Origin of the sequence: Myxococcus sp. CA051A (assembly GCF_013336705.1) — a bacterium.
Taxonomy (GTDB): domain Bacteria; phylum Myxococcota; class Myxococcia; order Myxococcales; family Myxococcaceae; genus Myxococcus; species Myxococcus llanfairpwllgwyngyllgogerychwyrndrobwllllantysiliogogogochensis.
On the sequence record NZ_JABUMS010000009.1, the window covers coordinates 12,331 to 31,818 of the forward strand.

Consider the following 19,488-nt stretch of genomic DNA (forward strand, 5'->3'; position numbering starts at 1 on the left):
CTATGTGCCCGCGTCCCGGTCCTCGTCAGCCTCTTCGTCCCCGAGGATGCGCGCCAGTCGCGAGGCCAGTGCATGGACGTACGGCGCTCGCAGCATGCTGTAATGGTCACCGGCGACGTCCTCCAGCTTGAGCTGTCCCGGTGGGACCCAGCGCGACCACCCATGGCTCGCGTCCACGGCCCGCTCGCGCCTCGCGTCCTTCGCGCGGAGAAGCAGCATGGGCCCGGCGTAGGGTCCTGGACGATACGTGGACAGTGCTCGGAGGTTTGCTCGCGTCACGTCTCGCCAGGCTCGAAGGTCGGTGTCCCGGACCTCGGGAGGCAGCCAGACGGCGACACGTGCATGTTCGGCGAATCGGGCGAGCTGCCCGTCTTCCGTAAGGCCCATGAGCAACTCCGGACGCAGCGTCGATTCCGACCCCGCCGCACGCGCCAGATCCATCGCCATGCCCGTGAGCAACAGCGCGTCCTCGGGCACGGTCATGAGGGATTCGTCCCCTGGAGCGAAGCTGTCGAGGAGCACGAGTTGTTCCACCCGCTGCCCCTGTCGCTCCAGTTCACGCGCCATCTCGAAAGCGACGACGCCACCCATGGACCAGCCGCCCAGGATGTAGGGACCCTCCGGCTGCACAGCGCGCATGGATGCGATGTAGCGACGAGCCAACGCTTCCACCTGCTCCAACGGCGCCTCGTCTCCGTCCAGCCCAGGCGCCTGGAGCCCGTAGAAGGGCCGCTCCGTTCCCAGCGTGCGCGCGAACAGCCGGTAGGGGCCCACCGCGCCCCCCACCGCGTGAACGAAGAACACCGGCGTGCCCGAGCCATCCGCCTGCAACGTCACGCAGTCTCTGACCGAGCCACCCGCGCGAGTCCCTTCCACCCAGGACGCGAGCTGTTCCACCGTGGGTGCCTCGAAGAGCGCGCGCAATGGGACGTCCACACCGGTCCGCGCGCGCACCCTCGCGACCACCTGCGTCGCCAGCAGTGAGTGCCCGCCCAGTTCGAAGAAGTCGTCGTGGATGCCGACCTTCTCGACGCCGAGGACCTCGCTCCAGAGGGCGGCGAGCTGCTGCTCCGTGTCATTGCGCGGCGCCTCGTACCGGTCCTGCACGGCTCGGGTGGTATCCGGCACGGGCAGCGCACGGCGATCCACCTTGCCGTTGGCGGTGAGCGGCAGGGCTGCCATCACCACGAACGCGGAAGGGACCATGTACTTGGGGATGCGCTCCTGGAGGAAACCACGCAGGGCGAGGGGCTCGGGCCCCGCCCCCTGGCGTGGCACGACGTAGGCCACCAGTCGCTTGTCGCCGGGGACGTCCTCGCGCACCAGGGCCACGGCCTCGCGCACCTCCGGGTTCTGGTGCAGCGCGGACTCCACCTCGCCCAGCTCAATGCGCAGGCCTCGGAGCTTCACCTGGTCGTCGGCGCGGCCGACGAAGGCGAGCTGCCCATCCGCCCGCCAGCGCACCACGTCGCCGGTGCGGTAGAGACGCGCGCCGGGCTCGGTGCTGAACGGGTGCGGGATGAAGCTCTCCGCCGTCAGCTCCGGACGGCCGAGGTAGCCGCGCGCGAGCTGCACCCCGCCGATGAACAGCTCACCGGGCAGGCCCACGGGCACGGGCTCCAGGCGCTCGTCGAGGACGTACACCCGCACATTCGTCAGGGGGCGGCCAATGGGCGGCGGCTGTCCCTCTTGCGGCGCGCACTCGCGGAGCGTCGCCACCACCGTGGCCTCAGTGGGGCCGTAGGTGTTGAGGAAGGTCCGGCCCGGAGCCCAGCGCGACACGAGCTCGGCCGAGCAGGCCTCGCCGCCAGAGATGACCGTGCGCAGCGCCGGCAGCTCTTCAGCGGCGGTCGCCGCCAGCACCGCGGGGGTGAGGCTGAGGACGGAGATGGACGAGCGCCGCAGCAGCTCGTGCAGCGCCGGCCCTGGCATGGCCTGCTCGGTGGTGAGGACATGCAGGGTTCCGCCCGCGGTCAGCGTGCTGAAGATCTCCTCGACGGAGAGGTCGAAGCTGGGGTTGGCGAATTGGAGGACCTGGCTGGACGGCCCCAGGGCATACGCCTGCTTCTCCCAGTGGACGAGGTTGCAGACGGCGCGGTGGGTGACGAGCACGCCCTTGGGCTGGCCGGTGGAGCCCGAGGTGTAGATGACGTAGGCGAGGTTCTCCGCCATCACGCCGGAGACCGGGGCGTCCTCTCGCTGGCGGGAGAGCTCGGCCGTGTCGACGCACACGGTGGCGCCGGAGAAGGCAGGCAGGCGTGCCGCGAACGGCTGCTGGGTGAGGAGCACGGTGGCCCCGCAGTCTTGGAGCATGAAGGCCAGACGCACGGGAGGCTGCATCGGGTCGAGTGGCACGTAGGCGCCACCGGCCTTGAGGACGCCGAGCATGCTCACGATCAGCTCCGGCGAGCGCTCCATGCACAGGGCGACGCGGACCTCCGGGCCCACGCCCAGGGAGCGCAGGTGCCAGGCGAGCTGATTGGCGCGGCGCTCCAGCTCGCGGTAGGTGAGCGCGCCGGAGCTGGACTCGATGGCCGCCGAGTCGAGGTCGCGCGAGGCCGGGATGACCAGTTCGTGGAGGCAGGCCTGATGCGGGAAGGCGGCCTGGGTGCCACTCCACCGCGACAGCAGTTGCTCGCGCTCCTCGCCAGGCAACAGCGAGCAGGTGGCGAGCGGCGCATCCGGGCGGGCCAGCACGGCCGAGATCAGCACCTCCAGGTGCCGCATCATTCGCTCGGCCGTGGAGGCGTCGAACAGGTCCGTATTGTACTCGAGCCGTCCCTCCAGGCTCCCGTCCTCGACGAAGCCCATATCGAGGATGAGCTCGAACTTGGCGTTGCCAGGGTTGAGGGCAAGGGGCGACAGCTCCAGGCCCGCGTGCGAGCGCCGCGACTCGCCCAGGGCATGCAGTTCGAACATGACCTGGAAGAGCGGTGAGCGGCTCAGGTTGCGCTCGGGCTGGAGCTCCTCGACGAGCTTCTCGAAGGGGATGTCCTGGTGCTCGTAGGCAGCCAGGGTGTTCTTGCGCACCTGGGCGAGCAGCTCGCGGAAGGTGGCACGGGAGTCGATGCGGGCGCGGAGGACGAGCGTATTGACGAAGAAGCCGATGAGCCCTTCGAGCTCCGCGAAGCGGCGGCCGGCGATGGGCGAACCCACGCAGACATCGTCCTGGCCGGAGTAGCGGGCCAGCAGCAACTGCCAGATGGCCAGCATGCCCATGAAGGGCGTGAGTCCCTCCTGCTGGCAGAGAGCACGCAGCGCCTCGGTGGACTCGCGACGGATGCGGATGGGAACGGCGGCCGCGCGTGCGGAACCATTCGAGGAGCGAGGCCTGTCGGTGGGCAGCTCCAGAGCCTGGGCGGCCCCTGCCATTTCCTGGCGCCACCAGGACAGCTGCTTCTCCAGGGCGTCACCCTGCAGCCAGCCGCGCTGCCAGGCCGCGTAGTCCGCGTACTGCACCGGCAACTCGCCCAGCGGTGACGGCTTCCCCGCCGCATACGCCTCGTAGAGCGCCACCACCTCCCTCACCAGCACCGCTGTCGACCACCCGTCCGACACGATGTGGTGCAGCACCACCACCAGCACGTGCGACTCCGCTGACAACCTCACCAGCGTCACTCGCAGCAGCGGCCCCCTCTTCAGGTCGAAGGGCCTTGCGACTTCTTCACCCACCCAGCGCAGCACCGTGGCTTCATCCTCGGGCAGTTCGACTCGCTGAAGCTGGAACGCCGTCGGAGGCTGGATGACCTGGACGGGGACACCTCCTTCATCAGGGAAGCTGGTGCGCAGGCTCTCGTGACGACGCACCACTTCCGCGAAGGCTCGCTCCAGCGCCCCCACATCGAGCGGCCCATCCAACCGGAGTGCGGTCGGAACGTTGTACGCAACGCTCCCTGGTTCGAGTCGATCCAGGAACCACAGTCGCTGCTGCGCGAAGGACAACGGCAGCGCGCTCTTCCGAGGCGAAGGTCGCAGCGCGGGCAACGAGACGGCTCGCGCGACCTGGTCCACCTTCCTCGCCAACGCCTCCAGCGTGGGCGCCTCGAAGAGCGCTCGCAGGGGGACTTCCACTCCCAGCGACGCACGCAGACGGGCCACCACCTGCGTCGCGACGAGCGAATGCCCACCCAAGGCGAAGAAGTCATCGTGTCGCCCCACCCGCTCGACTCGCAAGACCTCTGCCCAGATGGAAGCCAGCGCCTCCTCCATCGGCGTGGCGGGCGGGACATGCGCGGCTCCCGACACCATGGCCCCGGACTCGGGCACTGGTAGCGCTCGACGATCCAACTTTCCGTTCGGTGTCAGCGGCAACACGTCCAGCCACATGAAGGCCGAGGGCACCATGTGCGCCGGCAGACGTTCCTGGAGGAACCCTCGCAACGCCCCCACCTCCGTCGCCTGCCCCGAATCCGCGAGGACGTACGCGACCAGGCGCTGGTCTCCAGGCGTGTCCTCACGGGCCACCACCACCGCATCCTTCACCGAGGGATGCTCGCGCAGGACTGCGGCCACTTCTCCCGGCTCCACTCGGAAGCCGCGCACCTTCACCTGGAAGTCAGAACGGCCGAGGAACTCCACCCGCCCATCCGCGAGCCACCGCACGCGATCCCCCGTGCGGTACATCCGCGCTCCCGGCACGGCACTGAACGGGTCTGGACCAAACCGTTCCGCCGTCAGCTCGGCGCGCGACAGGTAGCCACGAGCGACTTGCGCCCCTCCGATGAACAGCTCGCCCGGAACACCGACTGGCACCGGCCGAAGCTCGTCATCGAGCACATACACCCGCGCATTCGCCAGGGGTCGACCCAAGGGCACCGCACCCCGTCGTGTCGACGGACCCGCATCCGCACGAGCGGGCGTCGAGTGAGGCGCAACAATCGCCTCGCCCGTATCAACCCCACCCGCGAGCACCCCCACCGTCGTCTCCGTGGGGCCGTAGTGGTTGAACACCTCGCACTCCGGGGCCAGGGCACGCACCTGCTCCAGCAACGCCCAGGTGGATGACTCGCCTCCCAGCACCAGTCTCTTGCGCGGAAGCACCCGAGCCGGTGCTGGCGCAGTCAACAGCGCGGACAGATGCGCGGGGACGATCTTCACGCAGTCCACGCCGTGACGCTGGAAGTACTCCGCGACTCCCACGGGATTCCCCGCGCGCTCCGCGGTGAGCACATGCAGCACACCACCCGTGCACAGCGCGGGGAACAACACCGTGTTCCCCAGGTCCGCGCCGAATGTGGACACCAGCGCGAAGCTGGAGCACTCGCTCAACTTCAACCGCTCCGTCGCGGCCTGGACGTAGTTGACGAGCGCGCCATGCGACACGGCCACGCCCTTCGGGCGCCCGGTGCTCCCCGACGTGAACAACACGTACGCCAGATTCTCCGACGCACCTCGATGGTCCGGAGCATCCACTCGCTGGAGGGCGAGCTGCTCCGCCTCGGTGTCCAGTTGCACTCTTCGCGCCGCACAGGCCTGGAACAAGGCCTCGTGACGTGACTCCGTCACCACCACGGGCGCGGCGACCTCTTCCACCATCAGGCACAGGCGAGAGGCGGGCTGCGACGGCTCCAGCGGCACATATGCGCCACCCGCCTTCAGGACACCCAGCAACGCGACCACCAGCTCCGCGCTCCGCTCCAGACACAGCGCCACCGGGACGTCCGGTCCCACGCCCAAGGCTCGCAGATGATGCGCGAGCTGATTCGCCCGAGCATCGAGCTGCCGATACGAGAGCACCGTCTCCTCACAGCACACGGCCGGCGCGTCCGGTGTACGAGCCACCTGTCGTTCGATGAGCTGGTGCAGCAGCGCGGCCTCGAACGGGGCATCAGCGGTCGCGGTGGACCAGGACTCCAGGACGTGTCGACGCTCGGAGGCCGTCATCAGCGGGAGCGCGGCGAGGCGCTGCTCCGGGTTCGCGGTGATGGACTCCAGCAAGACCTGGAGGTGGGAGACCATCCGAACCGCCGTGGACGCCAGGAACAGGTCCGAGTTGAACAGCAGCGTCCCCGCGAAACCCTCGGCCGACTCACTCAGGTTCAACGACAGCTCGAAGCGCGCGGACTCCGTGCCCTCGGTCGGCACCGGCTTCAACGACAGCGCGGGCAGCTCCAGGGCCTCCACCGGCGCGTTCTGAAGGACGAAGAGGACCTGGAACAGCGCGGTGCGACTCAGGTCGCGCACGGGATGGAGCGCTTCCACCAGCTTCTCGAACGGAAGGTCCTGGTGCTCGTAGGCGCCCAGCGTGGTCTCCCGCACCTGGGCCAGCAGCTCACGGAACGTGTCCCGAGGCCGTGCCTGGGCTCGCAGGACCAGCGTGTTGACGAAGAAGCCGATGAGGCCCTCCGTCTCCGCGTACCTCCGGCCCGCGATGGGCGAGCCCACGCTCACGTCTTCCTGACCCGAATAGCGCGCCAGCAACACCTGGAACGCCGCGAGCAACACCATGAAAGGCGTGGCCCCCTCGGCGCGGGCCAGTGCTCCGATGGCGTCGCTCAGCTCCCTCGAAAGTCGCACCGGCACCGTGGCGCCCCGGTGCGACAGAATCGCGGGCCTTGGACCATCCGTGGGCAGCTCCAGGTGGGGAGGTGCTCCCGCCAGGCGCTTGCGCCAGCCGTCGAGCTGCGCTTCCAGTCGCTCACCACTCAGCCACTCGCGCTGCCAGCGTGCGTAGTCCGCGTACTGCACCGGGAGCGCGGCGAGCGGTGAAGCACGGCCCTCGGAGAAGGCGACATAGAGCGTGCTCAACTCGCGCACCAACACGCCGAGGGACCAGCCATCCGCGATGATGTGGTGCATCACCAGCGAGAGCACATGCACCTCGGGCTCCAGCCGCGACAACGTGGCTCGCACGAGCCACTTCTGTCCCAGGTCGAACGGACGCAGCGAGTCCTCGACAGCTCGACGACGAACCTCTGCCTCTCGCTCCAGCTCAGTCAGTTGACCGAGGTCTTCCACCGCGAGCGGGAAGTCCGTGGGAGGGTGGATGACCTGAACAGGCTCGCCCTCATGCAGGGCGAAGGTGGTGCGCAGCGCCTCATGCCGCGCCACCAGCGCGGAGAACGCTCGCTGGAGGGCAACGAGGTTCAGCGCACCTTCCACTTGAAGGTGGATGGGGATGTTGTAGGCCGCGCTGCCCGGAGAGAGCTGGTCGAAGAACCACAGTCGATGCTGCGCGAAGGACAACGGCGGCATCCCCGTGCGCGGCAGCGCGACCAAGGGAAACGCCTCGGACGACGGACCTGCTTCGCGCGAGGAGTCGATGCGCGCGGCCAGGGCTTCGAGCGTAGGTGCTTCAAAGAGCGTGCGCAGCGGGAGGTCCACGCCGGTCAGCGCGCGCACTCTCGCCACCACCTGCGTCGCCAGCAGCGAGTGCCCGCCCAGCTCGAAGAAGTCGTCCTTCCTCCCCACTCGCTTCGCGCCCAGCACCTCCGCGAAGACTTCCGCCAGCTTCGCTTCCATCCCTTCTCGCGGCGCCTCGTACTCCTCCACGGCCTGCGTCACGTCCTCCGGTGCTGGCAACGCCCCGCGGTCCACCTTCCCATTCGCCGTCAGCGGCAGCGCCTCCAGTACCACCACCACCGTCGGCACCAGGTACTCCGGCAGCTTCCTCCGCAGCCCTTCCTTCACCACGCTGGCGTCCAACCCCGTCCCCACCACGTACCCCACCAGCTTCTTGTCCCCCCGCTCCTCCCTCACCACCGCCACGGCTTCCTTCACCCCCGCCTGCTGCTTCAGCCCCTCCTCCACCTCCCCCAACTCAATCCGGTATCCCCTCACCTTCACCTGACTGTCTCGACGGCCCAGGAACTCCAGCACCCCGTCCCCCCGCCACCTCACCACGTCCCCCGTCCGGTACAGCCGCTCGCCTTCTCCAAATGGGCTTGGCACGAAGCGCTCCGCTGTCCAGTCGGGACGCCCCACGTACCCCTGCGCCAGCCCCTCTCCTCCCGCGTACAGCTCTCCCGGCACTCCCACCGCCACCGGATTCATTCGCGCGTCCAGCACGTACACCTCTGTGCCTTCCACGGGCTTCCCAATCGGAATGCCTCGCGCTCCTGCCGCGGCCTCTCCCTCCATCCGGTACGCCGTCGTGAAGGTCGTGTTCTCCGTCGGCCCATACCCGTTGATGAGCGTGCCTCCCTGCCGCAGTCGCTCTCGGACTCGCTGCGCCGGCAGCACGTCTCCTCCCGCCAGCACCTGACGCACGCCCTTCAGCGCTTCCGGCTGATACGCCTGCATCTGCTCGAAGAGCGCCGCCGTCAGCCACAACGACGTCACTCCACTCTTCGTCAGCTCGCGGCCCACTTCCTCCAGCGACACTTCCTTCGCCGGGTACACCACCAACTTCGCCCCGTGCAGCAACGCGCCCCATACCTCCAACGTCGACGCGTCGAACGACACGGGCGCCAGTTGCAACCACACTTCATCCGCGCCGAAGCGCGCGTAGCTGGCTCCCAGCACCAGCCTTGCCACTGCCCTCTGCGGCACTCCCACGCCCTTCGGCGTCCCCGTGCTTCCCGACGTGTACATCACATACGCCAGGTTGCCTCCGCTGCCTCGGAGACTCGGGTTGCTTCGCGGCTGGCGCGCAATCGTGGAGCCCTCTCCGTCCACGCTCACCACCACGTCCGCGCTCTCCGCCACTTCCTCCACCTGCGCGTCCGTCCCCACCACCACCGCCACTCCCGCTTCCCTCTTCATCCACCTCAACCGCTCCGCCGGCACTCCTGCCTCCAGCGGCACGTACGCCCCTCCCGCCTTCACCACTCCCAGCACCGACACCACCCACTCCACCCCGCGCTCCACGCACAGCCCCACCCTCACCTCGGGGCCTACTCCCACCCCCCTCAGGTGGTGCGCCAGCTGGTTGGCTCGCTCGTTGAGCTGCGCGTACGTCAGCGACTCCTCGCCGCACTCGACCGCCACCGCGCCCGGCGTCTTCTCCACCTGGGCTTCGAAGTGGGCTGCCAGCGTCTCGTCCCCGCGCGCGCCTCTCTTCTCTCGCCCGCTCCACTCGCGCACCAGTCGCCGCTGCTCCTCCGCCCCCACCAGCGGCACTTGCCACACCTTCTTCTCCAACCCCTCCACCGCCCCCTCCAACACCGCCCTCACGTGCTCCACCAACCTCGCCGCCGTCCCCTCCTCGTACAGGTCGCTGTTGTAGTTCAGCGACGCCCCCATCCCCTCCGAGTCCTCCCCCACCAGCAACGAGAAGTCGAACTTCGACGTCTTCGTGTCCGTCTCCAGCCCCTTCAGCACCAACCCCTCCCCCAGCTTCACCTCCACCCCAGGCGTGTTCTGCAACGTCAACGACACCTGGAAGAGCGGACTGCGGCTCATGTCCCTCCGCGGCACCAACTCCTCCACCAACTTCTCGAACGGCACGTCCTGGTGCGCGTACGCACCCAACGTCACCTCCCTCGCCCTCCCCACCAATTCCCGGAAGCTCTCCTCCTCGCGGACTCGCCCCCTCAGCACCAACGTGTTCGCGAAGTACCCAATCAGCCCTTCCGTCTCCGCGTGCGTACGTCCCGCTATCGGAAACCCCACCACCACTTCTTCCTGCCCCGCGTACCTCGCCAGCACCACCTGGTACGCCGCCAGCAACACCATGAAGGGCGTCGCTCCCTCCCTCCGGCTCGCCTCCTCCACCTTCCTCCACAGCTCCTTCGGCCACCGCCTCTCCAACATGGCCCCTCGGAAGCTCTGCACCGCCGGCCTCGGCTTGTCCGTCACCAACTCCAACGCCTTCGGCGCTCCCTCCAATTGCCTCCGCCAGTACTCCACCTGCTGCTCCAGCACCTCTCCCTGCAACCACCCTCGCTGCCACTCCGCGTAGTCCGCGTACTGCACCGGCAACTCGCCCAGCGGTGACGGCTTGCCTGCCGCGTACGCCTCGTAGAGCGCCGCCACCTCCCTCACCAACACCTCCGTCGACCACCCGTCCGACACGATGTGGTGCAGCACCACCACCAACACATGTGCTTCCGCTGACAGCCTCACCAGCGTCACTCGCAACAGCGGCCCCACCGTCAGGTCGAACGGAAGCAACACGGCCTGCTCCACGTGACGACGTGCTTCGGCCTCGCGGCGCTCCTCGGGAAGCCCTTCCAGATCGACGTCGTGCAACACCACCGGTGACTCCGGCGCGACGATCTGCACGGCGACGCCGTTCACACTTCGAAATGTGGTGCGCAGCGCTTCGTGACGCCGAACGAGTTCCTGGAACGTTCGAGCCAGCGCATCCCGGTTCAACGGCCCCGTCATCCGCACCGCGCCAGGCACGTTGTACGAAGCGCTCAACGGCTCGAGCTGGTCCAGGAACCACAGGCGCTGCTGCGCGAAGGACAGCCTCGGCGGCCGACTCTTGCCTTCCCTTGGCACCAACGGCGGCGACACCTGTGCAGCCCCCGTTCGAATCAGTCGATCCACCCGACTCGCGAGCTCCGCCACGGTCGGAGCCTCGAACAGCTCGCGCAGCGGCAGCTCGATACCAAACGCACTCCGCACCCGGGAGATGGCCCTCGTGGCCAGCAGCGAGTGGCCTCCCAGCTCGAAAAAGTGGCCGTACAGCCCCACCCTGTCGAGCCCGAGCACCTCCGCGAAGAGCCCCGCCAGCAAGTCCTCCGTCGCGGTGCGCGGCGCCACATAGGCACTCACGCCCTCGCGCCCCGCATCCACCACGGGCAGCGCCTTGCGGTTCACCTTGCCACTCGGCGTCAGCGGCAGCGCGTCCAGCGTCACGAACGTGGACGGCACCATGTACTCGGGCAGATGTGCCCCGACATGCGCGCGCAGAGCCTCCCGCTTCGCCCCCTCCGGCTCCGAGAGGACGACGTACCCCACCAACCTCCGGTCCCCAGGAACATCCTCACGCACCACCACGGCCGCATCGCGAACACCCGGCGCGGCACGGAGCGCTGCTTCCACCTCGCCCAGCTCGATGCGGAAGCCTCGCAGCTTCACCTGACCATCCAGGCGGCCCACGAACTCCACCGTCCCCTCCGCCGTCCATCGGGCCAGGTCTCCCGTGCGGTACAACCGGGCGCCAGCCTCCTCGCTGAACGGATGCGGAACGAACTTCTCCGCCGTCAGCTCCGGCCGACCCACGTACCCGTGCGCCAGATGCGCGCCACCGATGAAAAGCTCGCCCGAAATCCCCACGGGACAGGGCTGTCCCCATGCATCCAACACATAGAGCTGACAGTGCGGCAGCGGCGCGCCGACGGACGGAAGACGCGGCCACGATGAAGGCGCCCCCCGCAACCGGTGCGCGGAGACGACATGCGTCTCCGATGGCCCGTATTGATTCTCCAGCACGCACCCGGGGAGACGCTCGAAGAACGCGACCAGCGAGGGCGTCACCTGGAGCTGCTCACCCGCGGTCACCACTTCGCGCAGCGCTCTGGGCACCGTCGGGCTCTGGACCGCGACCTCCGCCAGGGCTTGAAGCGCCACGAAGGGCAGGAAGAGGCGCTCCACCGCGTGCCTGTCCAGGAACGTCAGAAGCGCTGACAAATCCTGACGCACGTCCTCCGAGGGCAGCACCAACGTGCCACCGGCCCACCAGGTGGAGAACATCTCCTGGAAGGACACATCGAAGCTGAGCGCCGCGAACTGCAGCGTCGTCGCCGTGGGATTCACGGACCGCTCGAGCTGCCACGTCAGCAGATGTGACAGCGCACGATGCGACAGCGCCACGCCCTTGGGCCGCCCCGTGCTGCCCGACGTGTAGATGACGTAACACGCCAACTCCGGAGGAACCTCTCGAGCAGGAGCCCGGGTCGGCTGACGCGCCAGTGCCTCGGACTCCAGGTCCATGAACACGCGACGCGCGCGCGAGTCCACCGGCAACACCGTGCCCAGCCGGGAGTGACTCAGCACCACGACGGCGCCCGAGTCCTCCAGCATGAACGTCAGTCTCTCCGCCGGATAGCGCGGATCCAACGGCACATAGGTGGCCCCCGCCTTGAGCGTGCCCAGTACGGCGACGGCCAGGTCCAGGCTCTTGTCCAGACACAAGCCCACCTTGCTCCCGACGGAAACTCCCAATTCCGCCAGGTGATGCGCGAGCTGATTCGCCCGAGCCTCCAGCTCCGCATAGGTCAGCGCCCGCGTCCCATCAGTGACGGCGATGGCCTCGGGAACCCGAGCCACCTGGGCTTCCACCGGACGGAACACCGCCACGGGCACATGTGCATCACGCGCCAGGGGATTCCACTCGGTGAGGACCTGTCGTCGCTCCTCCACGTCGAGCAACGCCAACTCCGACAACGGCCGCTCCACCTTCTCACGCAGCTCGCGCAACACGTGACGCAGGTGCGCCAGCATCCGCCGCACCCCCGTCGCGCCAAAGCGCCTGGCGTCATAGGTCAGCCGAAGCACCAGCTCGTGTCCCGGCAGCGCCATCAACGTCAGCGGGTGGTGGTCCACCTCCATCGACGTGGGGTTGCGCACCACCAGCTCATCCGACGGCGTGGAGAGCCCCGCCTCCATCGGATAGTTCTCGTAGATGACGAGGCTCTCGAACAGCGGCTCGCTCGAAGGCACCTCGCTCCAGCGGCGCACCTCCACCAGCGGAGAGGACTCGTACTGACGCGCCTCCTGCAACCACGACTGCAGTTCCTTCAGCCACGGCCCCACGGGCCGCGATGCGGGCATCCGCACGCGCACGGGGATGGCATTGATGAACATACCCACCATGCTCTCGATGCCAGCAAGCTCGGGCGGCCGTCCGGAGACCGTCAGACCGAAGACCACGTCATCGCCGCCGCTGTAGCGCCCCAGCAGCACCGCCCAGGCGCCCTGCAGCAACGTGCCCGGTGTGAGCCCCTGCTGCCGGGCGAAGGCGCCGAACGCCGACGTCTCCTCCGCTCCCAGCCGCACCTCCTCGTCCCCCCGCTCCCCCTGTCCCCGAGGCACACCTCCCACATTCAACCGCGTGGGCTCCGCGAAGCCCACGAGCGCCTTGCGCCAGAAGTCCCTCGCGGCGCCCTGGTCCTGCCCCTCCAGCCACGCGATGAAGTCCCGGTAGGGCCGCACATCCCCCCGCGGCGGCGTCACTCCACGCCGAAGCGCCTCGTACCGGGTGAACACGTCCCGCGTCACCAACTGCGTGGACCAGCCATCCAGCAACAGGTGCGTGACGCTGAACACCACGCGCCAGACGCGCTCGTCCGTGCGAAACAGCGCCAGCCGGAACAGCGGCGCGACGGAGAGTTCAAACCCGCGCCGACGGTCGGCCACGAAGAAGGCCGACACCCGGGCCTCCAGTTCCTCCCGAGGCACCGTGCGCCAGTCCTCCACGGAGACGGTGGGCTCCACGTCGCGCATCACCGCCTGCAGCGGCGCGTCCAATCCCTCCCAGAAGAACGCCGTGCGCAGGATGGTGAAGCGCTGTGCCGCCTGCCGCCACGCCTCCGTCAGCGCCGTCACATCGAGGGCGCCATCCAGCTCGAAGGCGATCTGGTTGAAGTAGGGCTGGGTCTCGTCCTCCTGGAGGTGGTGGAACAAGATGCCCTGCTGCAACGGCGACAAGGGATACAGGTCCTCCACGTCGCGAAGCCGCTGTCCCTGGGAGGCCAGCCGGTCCGCGAGCCCCTCCAGCGCGCCCTGCCCCAGCTTCGCCAGGGGGAAGTCCAGAGGTGACAGTCCACGCGGGTCCTCGGACGTCCCATGCGCGATGAGTTCACGCAGGGCCGCTCGCAGCGCGTGAGCCAGCCTCTCCACGGTTTCGGTCCGATGAATCCCCGAGCCATGGGTGAACATCAGCCGCATCCGGCCGCCGCTGACGGCGCAGTCCACGTCGAGCAGGTGCGCGCGCAGCCCTTCTGGCGCGTGCGTGGGCCCCGCCGAGCCCTCCGACAAGCGCAGCGGCGCCGTGGCGGGCAGCACATTGTCGAACTGCCCCAGATAGTTGAACCCCACCTCCGGCACGGGCAAGGCGCTCAGTCGCTCGCGCAGCGCCCGGTCCGGCGACAGGTAGCGCAGCACACCGAACCCCACGCCCTTCGACGGAGTGCGCCGCACGGCCTCCTTCGCCGCTCGCACCCACGCCCCGGGCCCATCCCCCATCGACTCCACCAGCACCGGGTACAGGCTGGTGAACCAGCCCACCGTGCGCGAGAGGTCCACCTCTCCGAAGAGGTTCTCGCGCCCGTGCCCCTCCATCTCCACCCGCACGCACGATGCCCCCGTCCAGCGACGCAGCACGTGCGCGAGCGCGGCCAGCAACAGCTCATCCGGCTTCGCGCGGAACGCCTTCGCCACGTCCTGGAGCAACACCTGAGTCTCCCCGGGCTCCAGCGTCACCTCCACCAGACGCGAAGCACCCTCCGTGTTGGCGACGCCTCCCTCCACCTCACGGGGAAGCGAGCCCACGCGCGCCCAGGGGAGCCCAAGCCAGAAGGTCGCCTCCTCCCGCGCGGACGGCGTGCGCGCATGCTCCACCAGGCGCGAGGCCCAGGACTGATAGGACAGCGTCTTGGCGGGAAGTCGCACGGGCTCGTCCGCGCGAAGCCGCTGGTAGGCAGACAGCAGATCCTCCAGCAGCACCCGCCACGAGACGGCATCCACGGCCAGGTGGTGGATGACGAGCAACAACTCCTGGGGCACCTCCGGCCCCAGGTCGAAGAGCACCGCCCGCGCGACGTCTCCCGTGGAGGGCTTCAAGCGCTCCTGGACCCGCGCCGAGTACGCCTCCACCTCTGCACTCCGAGCCCCCGGCGCGCACCGCGAGAGGTCGACCGTCTCCAGCGGCAGGGTTCCTTCCAACCCCATCAGCTCTTGATGCCAGCCGCCCTGCCCGTCCCTCGTGAAGCGCAGGCGCAGGGCGTCGTGGTGCTCGCGCACGAGTTGGAGGGCTCGGTCCAGATGCGCGGCCACCATCCGCTCGCGCAGCGTGAAGCGCAGGGCTTGATTGAAGTGGTGCGCCCCCGACAGCTCACGCGCGAGGAACCAGCGCTGGATGGGCGTCAACTCCACCGGACCCGTCACGGGCCCCTGGGCGATGACTTCCCTGGGTGCCTCGGACACCACCGCGGCCAGCCGCGCCACCGTCGGATGGTCGAAGAGCTGCTTCGCGCTCAGGTGCAACCCCGCCTGCGCGGCGCGAGAGATGACCTGGATGCCGAGGATGGAGTCACCCCCCAGCTCGAAGAAGTCCTCGTGCACGCTGACCTGGGGACGCCCCAGCACCTGGGCCCAGATGCTCGCGAGGGCTTCCTCCTTCGCGTCACGTGGTGCGATCTCGGCGGTCCGCTCCACCACCGTGAGCTCCGGTGCCGGCAGGGCTCGCCGCTCCACCTTCCCGTTGTCCGACAGCGGGAACGCCTCCAACACGACGAAGGCCGCGGGCACCATGTACTCGGGCAGCCGCTCCTCCAGGAACTCGCGCAGCGCGGAGGACTCCGGTCGCTGTGCGCCGGAGGGCACCACATACGCCACGAGCCTCGCGCCGGAGGGCACGTCCTCGCGAACCACCGCCACCGCGTCGCCCACCGAGGGGTGTGTCCGCAGCACGGACTCGACCTCGCCCAGCTCGATGCGATAGCCGCGCACCTTCACCTGGAAGTCCGCGCGGCCCAGGTACTCCAGGCGTCCATCCGCGCGCCAGCGCACGCGGTCTCCCGTGCGATACAGCCGCGCCCCCGGCTCCGTACCGAAGGCATCCGGGATGAAGCGCTCCGCCGTCAACTCCGGCCGCCGCCAGTAGCCTCTCGCCACGCCGGAGCCACCGATGAACAGCTCTCCCACCACGCCCACCGGCACCGGGCCCAGGCTCGCATCCAGGACATACAGGCGCGTGTTCGCGATGGGCCGACCGATGGCCACCGGACCACTCACCGGGTCCGCCGCGCTCACCGTGTACACGCAGCAGCCCACCACCGTCTCCGTGGGGCCGTACTCGTTGATGAGGCGCGTGTCGGGCGCGTGCTCGCGCCAGAAGGCGATGCCCTCGGCCGTCAGCGCCTCACCGCCAATGACGAAGGCCCGCGTGCGTCCCGCGGCTTCCTCGGGACGAAGCTGCGCGGCCAGCATGCGCAGGTGGGTGGGCGTCAGCTTCACCAGACTGAAGTGGTTGCCCGCGCGCAGGGCTTCACCCAGGCCCTCGATGCCCACGTCTTCCGGCACCAGCACCACCGGCCGCCCCGCGACCAGCGGCGCCACCAGGCTCGTCACCGTCAAATCAAACGACAGCGGCGAGTGCACGGGCGAGCCGCTGCCCTCCGCGAGCCCATAGGCCCGCTGCGCCCAGGTCAGGTAGTTCACCACGCCCCGGTGCTCGACCATCACCCCCTTGGGTCGCCCCGTGCTTCCAGACGTGTAGATGAGGTACGCGAGGTCTCCGGCTCCGGCCAGTGGCTCTGGCGGCGTCACGGGCTCGCGACCCGCGGTGCGCGCCCAGTCCGTATCCAGGCAGAGGAGGAACTGCGAGGTCGCCGGCAGCGCGTCCGCGAGCACCTCCTCGGTGAGCACCACCGGCACACCGGTGTCTTCCAGGAGGAAGGACACCCGTGTCGACGGCCAGGCCGGGTCGATGGGCACATACGCGCCCCCGGCCTTCAGGACGGCCCACAGCGCCACGACCATGTCTGGAGAGCGACGGAAGCACAGGCCCACCAGCGTTCCTCGCCGGACGCCCAGGCCGCGCAGGTGGTGCGCGAGCTGATTCGCCCGCGCGTCCAGCTCGCGGTAGCTCCAGCGCACATCTCCCATCGACACGGCCAGCGCGTCCGGGGTGCGCGACACCGCCTCCTCGAAGAGGCCATGCACGGTGGCCTGCTCCGGGAAGTCCGCGCGGGTGTCGTTCCAGGTCACCAGGAGTTGGTGCCGCTCCGCGCCGGACAACAGGGACAGCTCCCCCAGTCGCCCCTCCGGCCGCGCCGCGATGGCCTCCAGCACGAGGACCATCCGCTCCAGTCGCGCATCCGCGAACGCCTGCGTGAAGCGGGTCTGGTCGTAGCGAAGGAGCAGCGGAAGTTTCGCGCCCGAGGTGGAGATCAACGTGAGGCCGAAGTGGTCCGCCTCCCTGGCCCGTACGTCGCGCACCTCCAGCGCCCGAGCGGAGGACGTGAGCGCGGCATCCAGCGGGTAGTTCTCGAAGACGACCAGCGTGTCGAAGAGCGAGGTGCCCGCGGGGACGTTGCTCCAGCGCTGCACCTTCACCAGGGGCGCATGCTCGTGCTGGCGCGCCTCCACCTGCGTGTCCTGGATGCGACGCAGCCACGTCGACCAGGTCAGGTCCTGGGACCAGCGCACTCGCACGGGCTGGGTGTTGATGAACAACCCGACCATGTCCTCCACGCCCGCGAGGTCCGGAGGACGACCGGAGACCGTGGTGCCGAAGATAACGTCCTCGGCGCCCGAGAGCTGTCCCAGCACCAGCGCCCACGCGCCCTGCACCAGGGTGCTCAGCGTGAGCCCGTGTCGACGCGCGAAGGTGTTGAGCGCCGCGGTGGTGGACTCCGACAGATGGCGGGTGCGCGTGATTCGCCCCGTGCCCTCCCCCGCCCCCTCGCCCGTCGGCGTGGGTTCATCGACCCCGGCCAGTTCGCGGCGCCAGAAGTCCTCCGAGTCCTTCAGGTCGTGCTCGGCCAGCCACCCCAGGTAGTCGCTGAACGGACGAGGCGAGACGAGCCTCGGAGACCGCCCCGCGAGCGAGCCTTCGTACAGCGTGAAGAAGTCCCGCACCACCAGCGGCACGGACCAGCCATCCAGCACCAAGTGAGAGTGACTGAAGACGAAGCGGTACGCATCGGCGGCGCTTCGCAGCAGCGTCAGTCGAATCAACGGCGCGCGCGACAGGTCGAACCCCTCACGCCGGTCCTGCTCCAGGAAGGTCGACAGTCGGGCCTCGAAGGCGTCCGCCGACAGGTCGCGCCAGTCCTCGACGCGCACGGGCAACTCCACCTCTCGCAGCACCACCTGCACCGGCTCGTCCACGTCGTCCCAGACGAGCGCCGTGCGCAGCGCGGGATGCGCCGCCACCGCGCCCCGCCAGGCCTGGATGAAGGCGTCCACGTCCAGCTGTCCCCGCAATTCACAGACGAGCTGGTTGAAGTAGAGCCCCTCTCCTGGCTCCGCGATGGCGTGGAAGAGCATGCCGCCCTGCAGAGGCGACAGCGGGTACAGGTCCTCGATGTTGTCGCTCATCGCGTCTTCTTTCCGAACCGCGCCGCCAGTTTGTCGAGCTGCGACTGCTTCACCTTCGCGAGCGGGAAGTCCGACGGAGAATGTCCCCCCGCGTCGGGCGCTCGCGAGGCGGCCACCAGCGCCAACAGTCTCGCCACGAAGTCCTCCGCCACACCCACCACCGTCTCTCGCCGGTGCACCGCCTCGCTGAAGGTCCACGTCACCTCCAGCCGGCCCTCGCGCACCACGCTCGTCACATCCAGCAGGTACGGCCGCCGCGCGCTGTCCGCGCGCTGCCTCAGCCCGTCGCTCTCCGGGGCCAGTCCGAAGGGGCCTCCCGTACCGACGATGCCATCCACCTGTCCCAGATGGTTGAAGCCAAGCTCCGCGACAGGGAGCGCCGCCAACGAAGCGTCCTTCGCCACGTAGCGCAGCAGCCCCCAGCCCATGCCTTGCGACGGGACCGCGCGCAGCGACTCCTTCACGACGCGCAAGGCCTCGCCGGGCCCCTGCACGTCGCGGAGGTCCAGGAGCGCCGGGAAGACACGCGTGAACCACCCCACCGTGCGGGAGACATCCGCGCCCGGCAGCACCTCTTCACGGCCGTGCCCTTCCACGTCCACCAGCGCGACGCTCCGTCCCGTCCAGGCCGTCAGGGCCTGCGCCAACGCGGTGAGCAAGGGGTCCTGCGGCTGCGTGTGCCAGGCCTTCGGCACGTCGTGCAGCAGCGCCTTCGTCTGCTCCGCATCCAGCGACACCTGTACCCGGCGAGCCGTGGCCTCGGTGTTGATGCCCGCAGGGAAATCCCTCGGCAGCCGCGCGGCTTCGGACCAGGGCCGCTCCAGCCACCACGCGCGCTCCGCGAGCAGCTTCTCCGAACGTGCCAGTGCCTCCAGGCCCCGAGCCCACACCTGGAAGGAGGTCGTCTTCGGTGGCAGTCGCACCGCGCCGCCCTCGGCGAGCTCCGCGTAGGCCGTCGCCAGGTCTTCCAGGAGGATTCGCCAGGACACCGCGTCCACCGCCAGGTGGTGGACCGCCAGCATCAGCAGCGCCGGACGTCCGGGACCTCGCTCCAGCAACACACCCCGGACGAGCGACGCCTCCAGGCGCAGGGACTGTTGAAGCTCCAGGGCGCACCGCTCCAGCGCGAGCCCCATCGCCTCCGGCGGCACGGTCGACAGGTCCACGCGCGCCACCTCCACCGACACGCCCGGCGCCACGGACGTCTGATGCCAGCCGTCCTCCTTCCTGGCGAAACGCAACCGCAGGGCGTCATGGTGCTCGACGACCCGCGCCAGCGCGCGCTCCAGCAGCGGCGCGTCGAGCGCGGCCCGCGCCTCGAACATCAGCGAC

At 69.2% G+C, this 19,488-nt stretch carries 2 protein-coding genes (1 of these 2 only partly in view); both read right to left on the reverse strand.

Annotated elements, in window-relative coordinates:
* A complete protein-coding gene (locus HUA74_RS25115) occupies positions 1–18,156 on the reverse strand; it encodes a non-ribosomal peptide synthase/polyketide synthase (protein ID WP_174456588.1) in 18,156 nt (6,051 codons plus the stop codon).
* On the reverse strand, positions 18,153–19,488 hold the 3' end of the coding sequence (locus HUA74_RS25120) for a non-ribosomal peptide synthetase/type I polyketide synthase (RefSeq protein ID WP_174456589.1). The gene runs 10,064 nt beyond the window's last position; 1,336 of the gene's 11,400 nt are visible here — the last part of the coding sequence; the start codon falls outside the window, past its right edge; it ends in the stop codon at positions 18,153–18,155. The genes HUA74_RS25115 and HUA74_RS25120 overlap by 4 nt, the downstream gene beginning before the upstream one ends.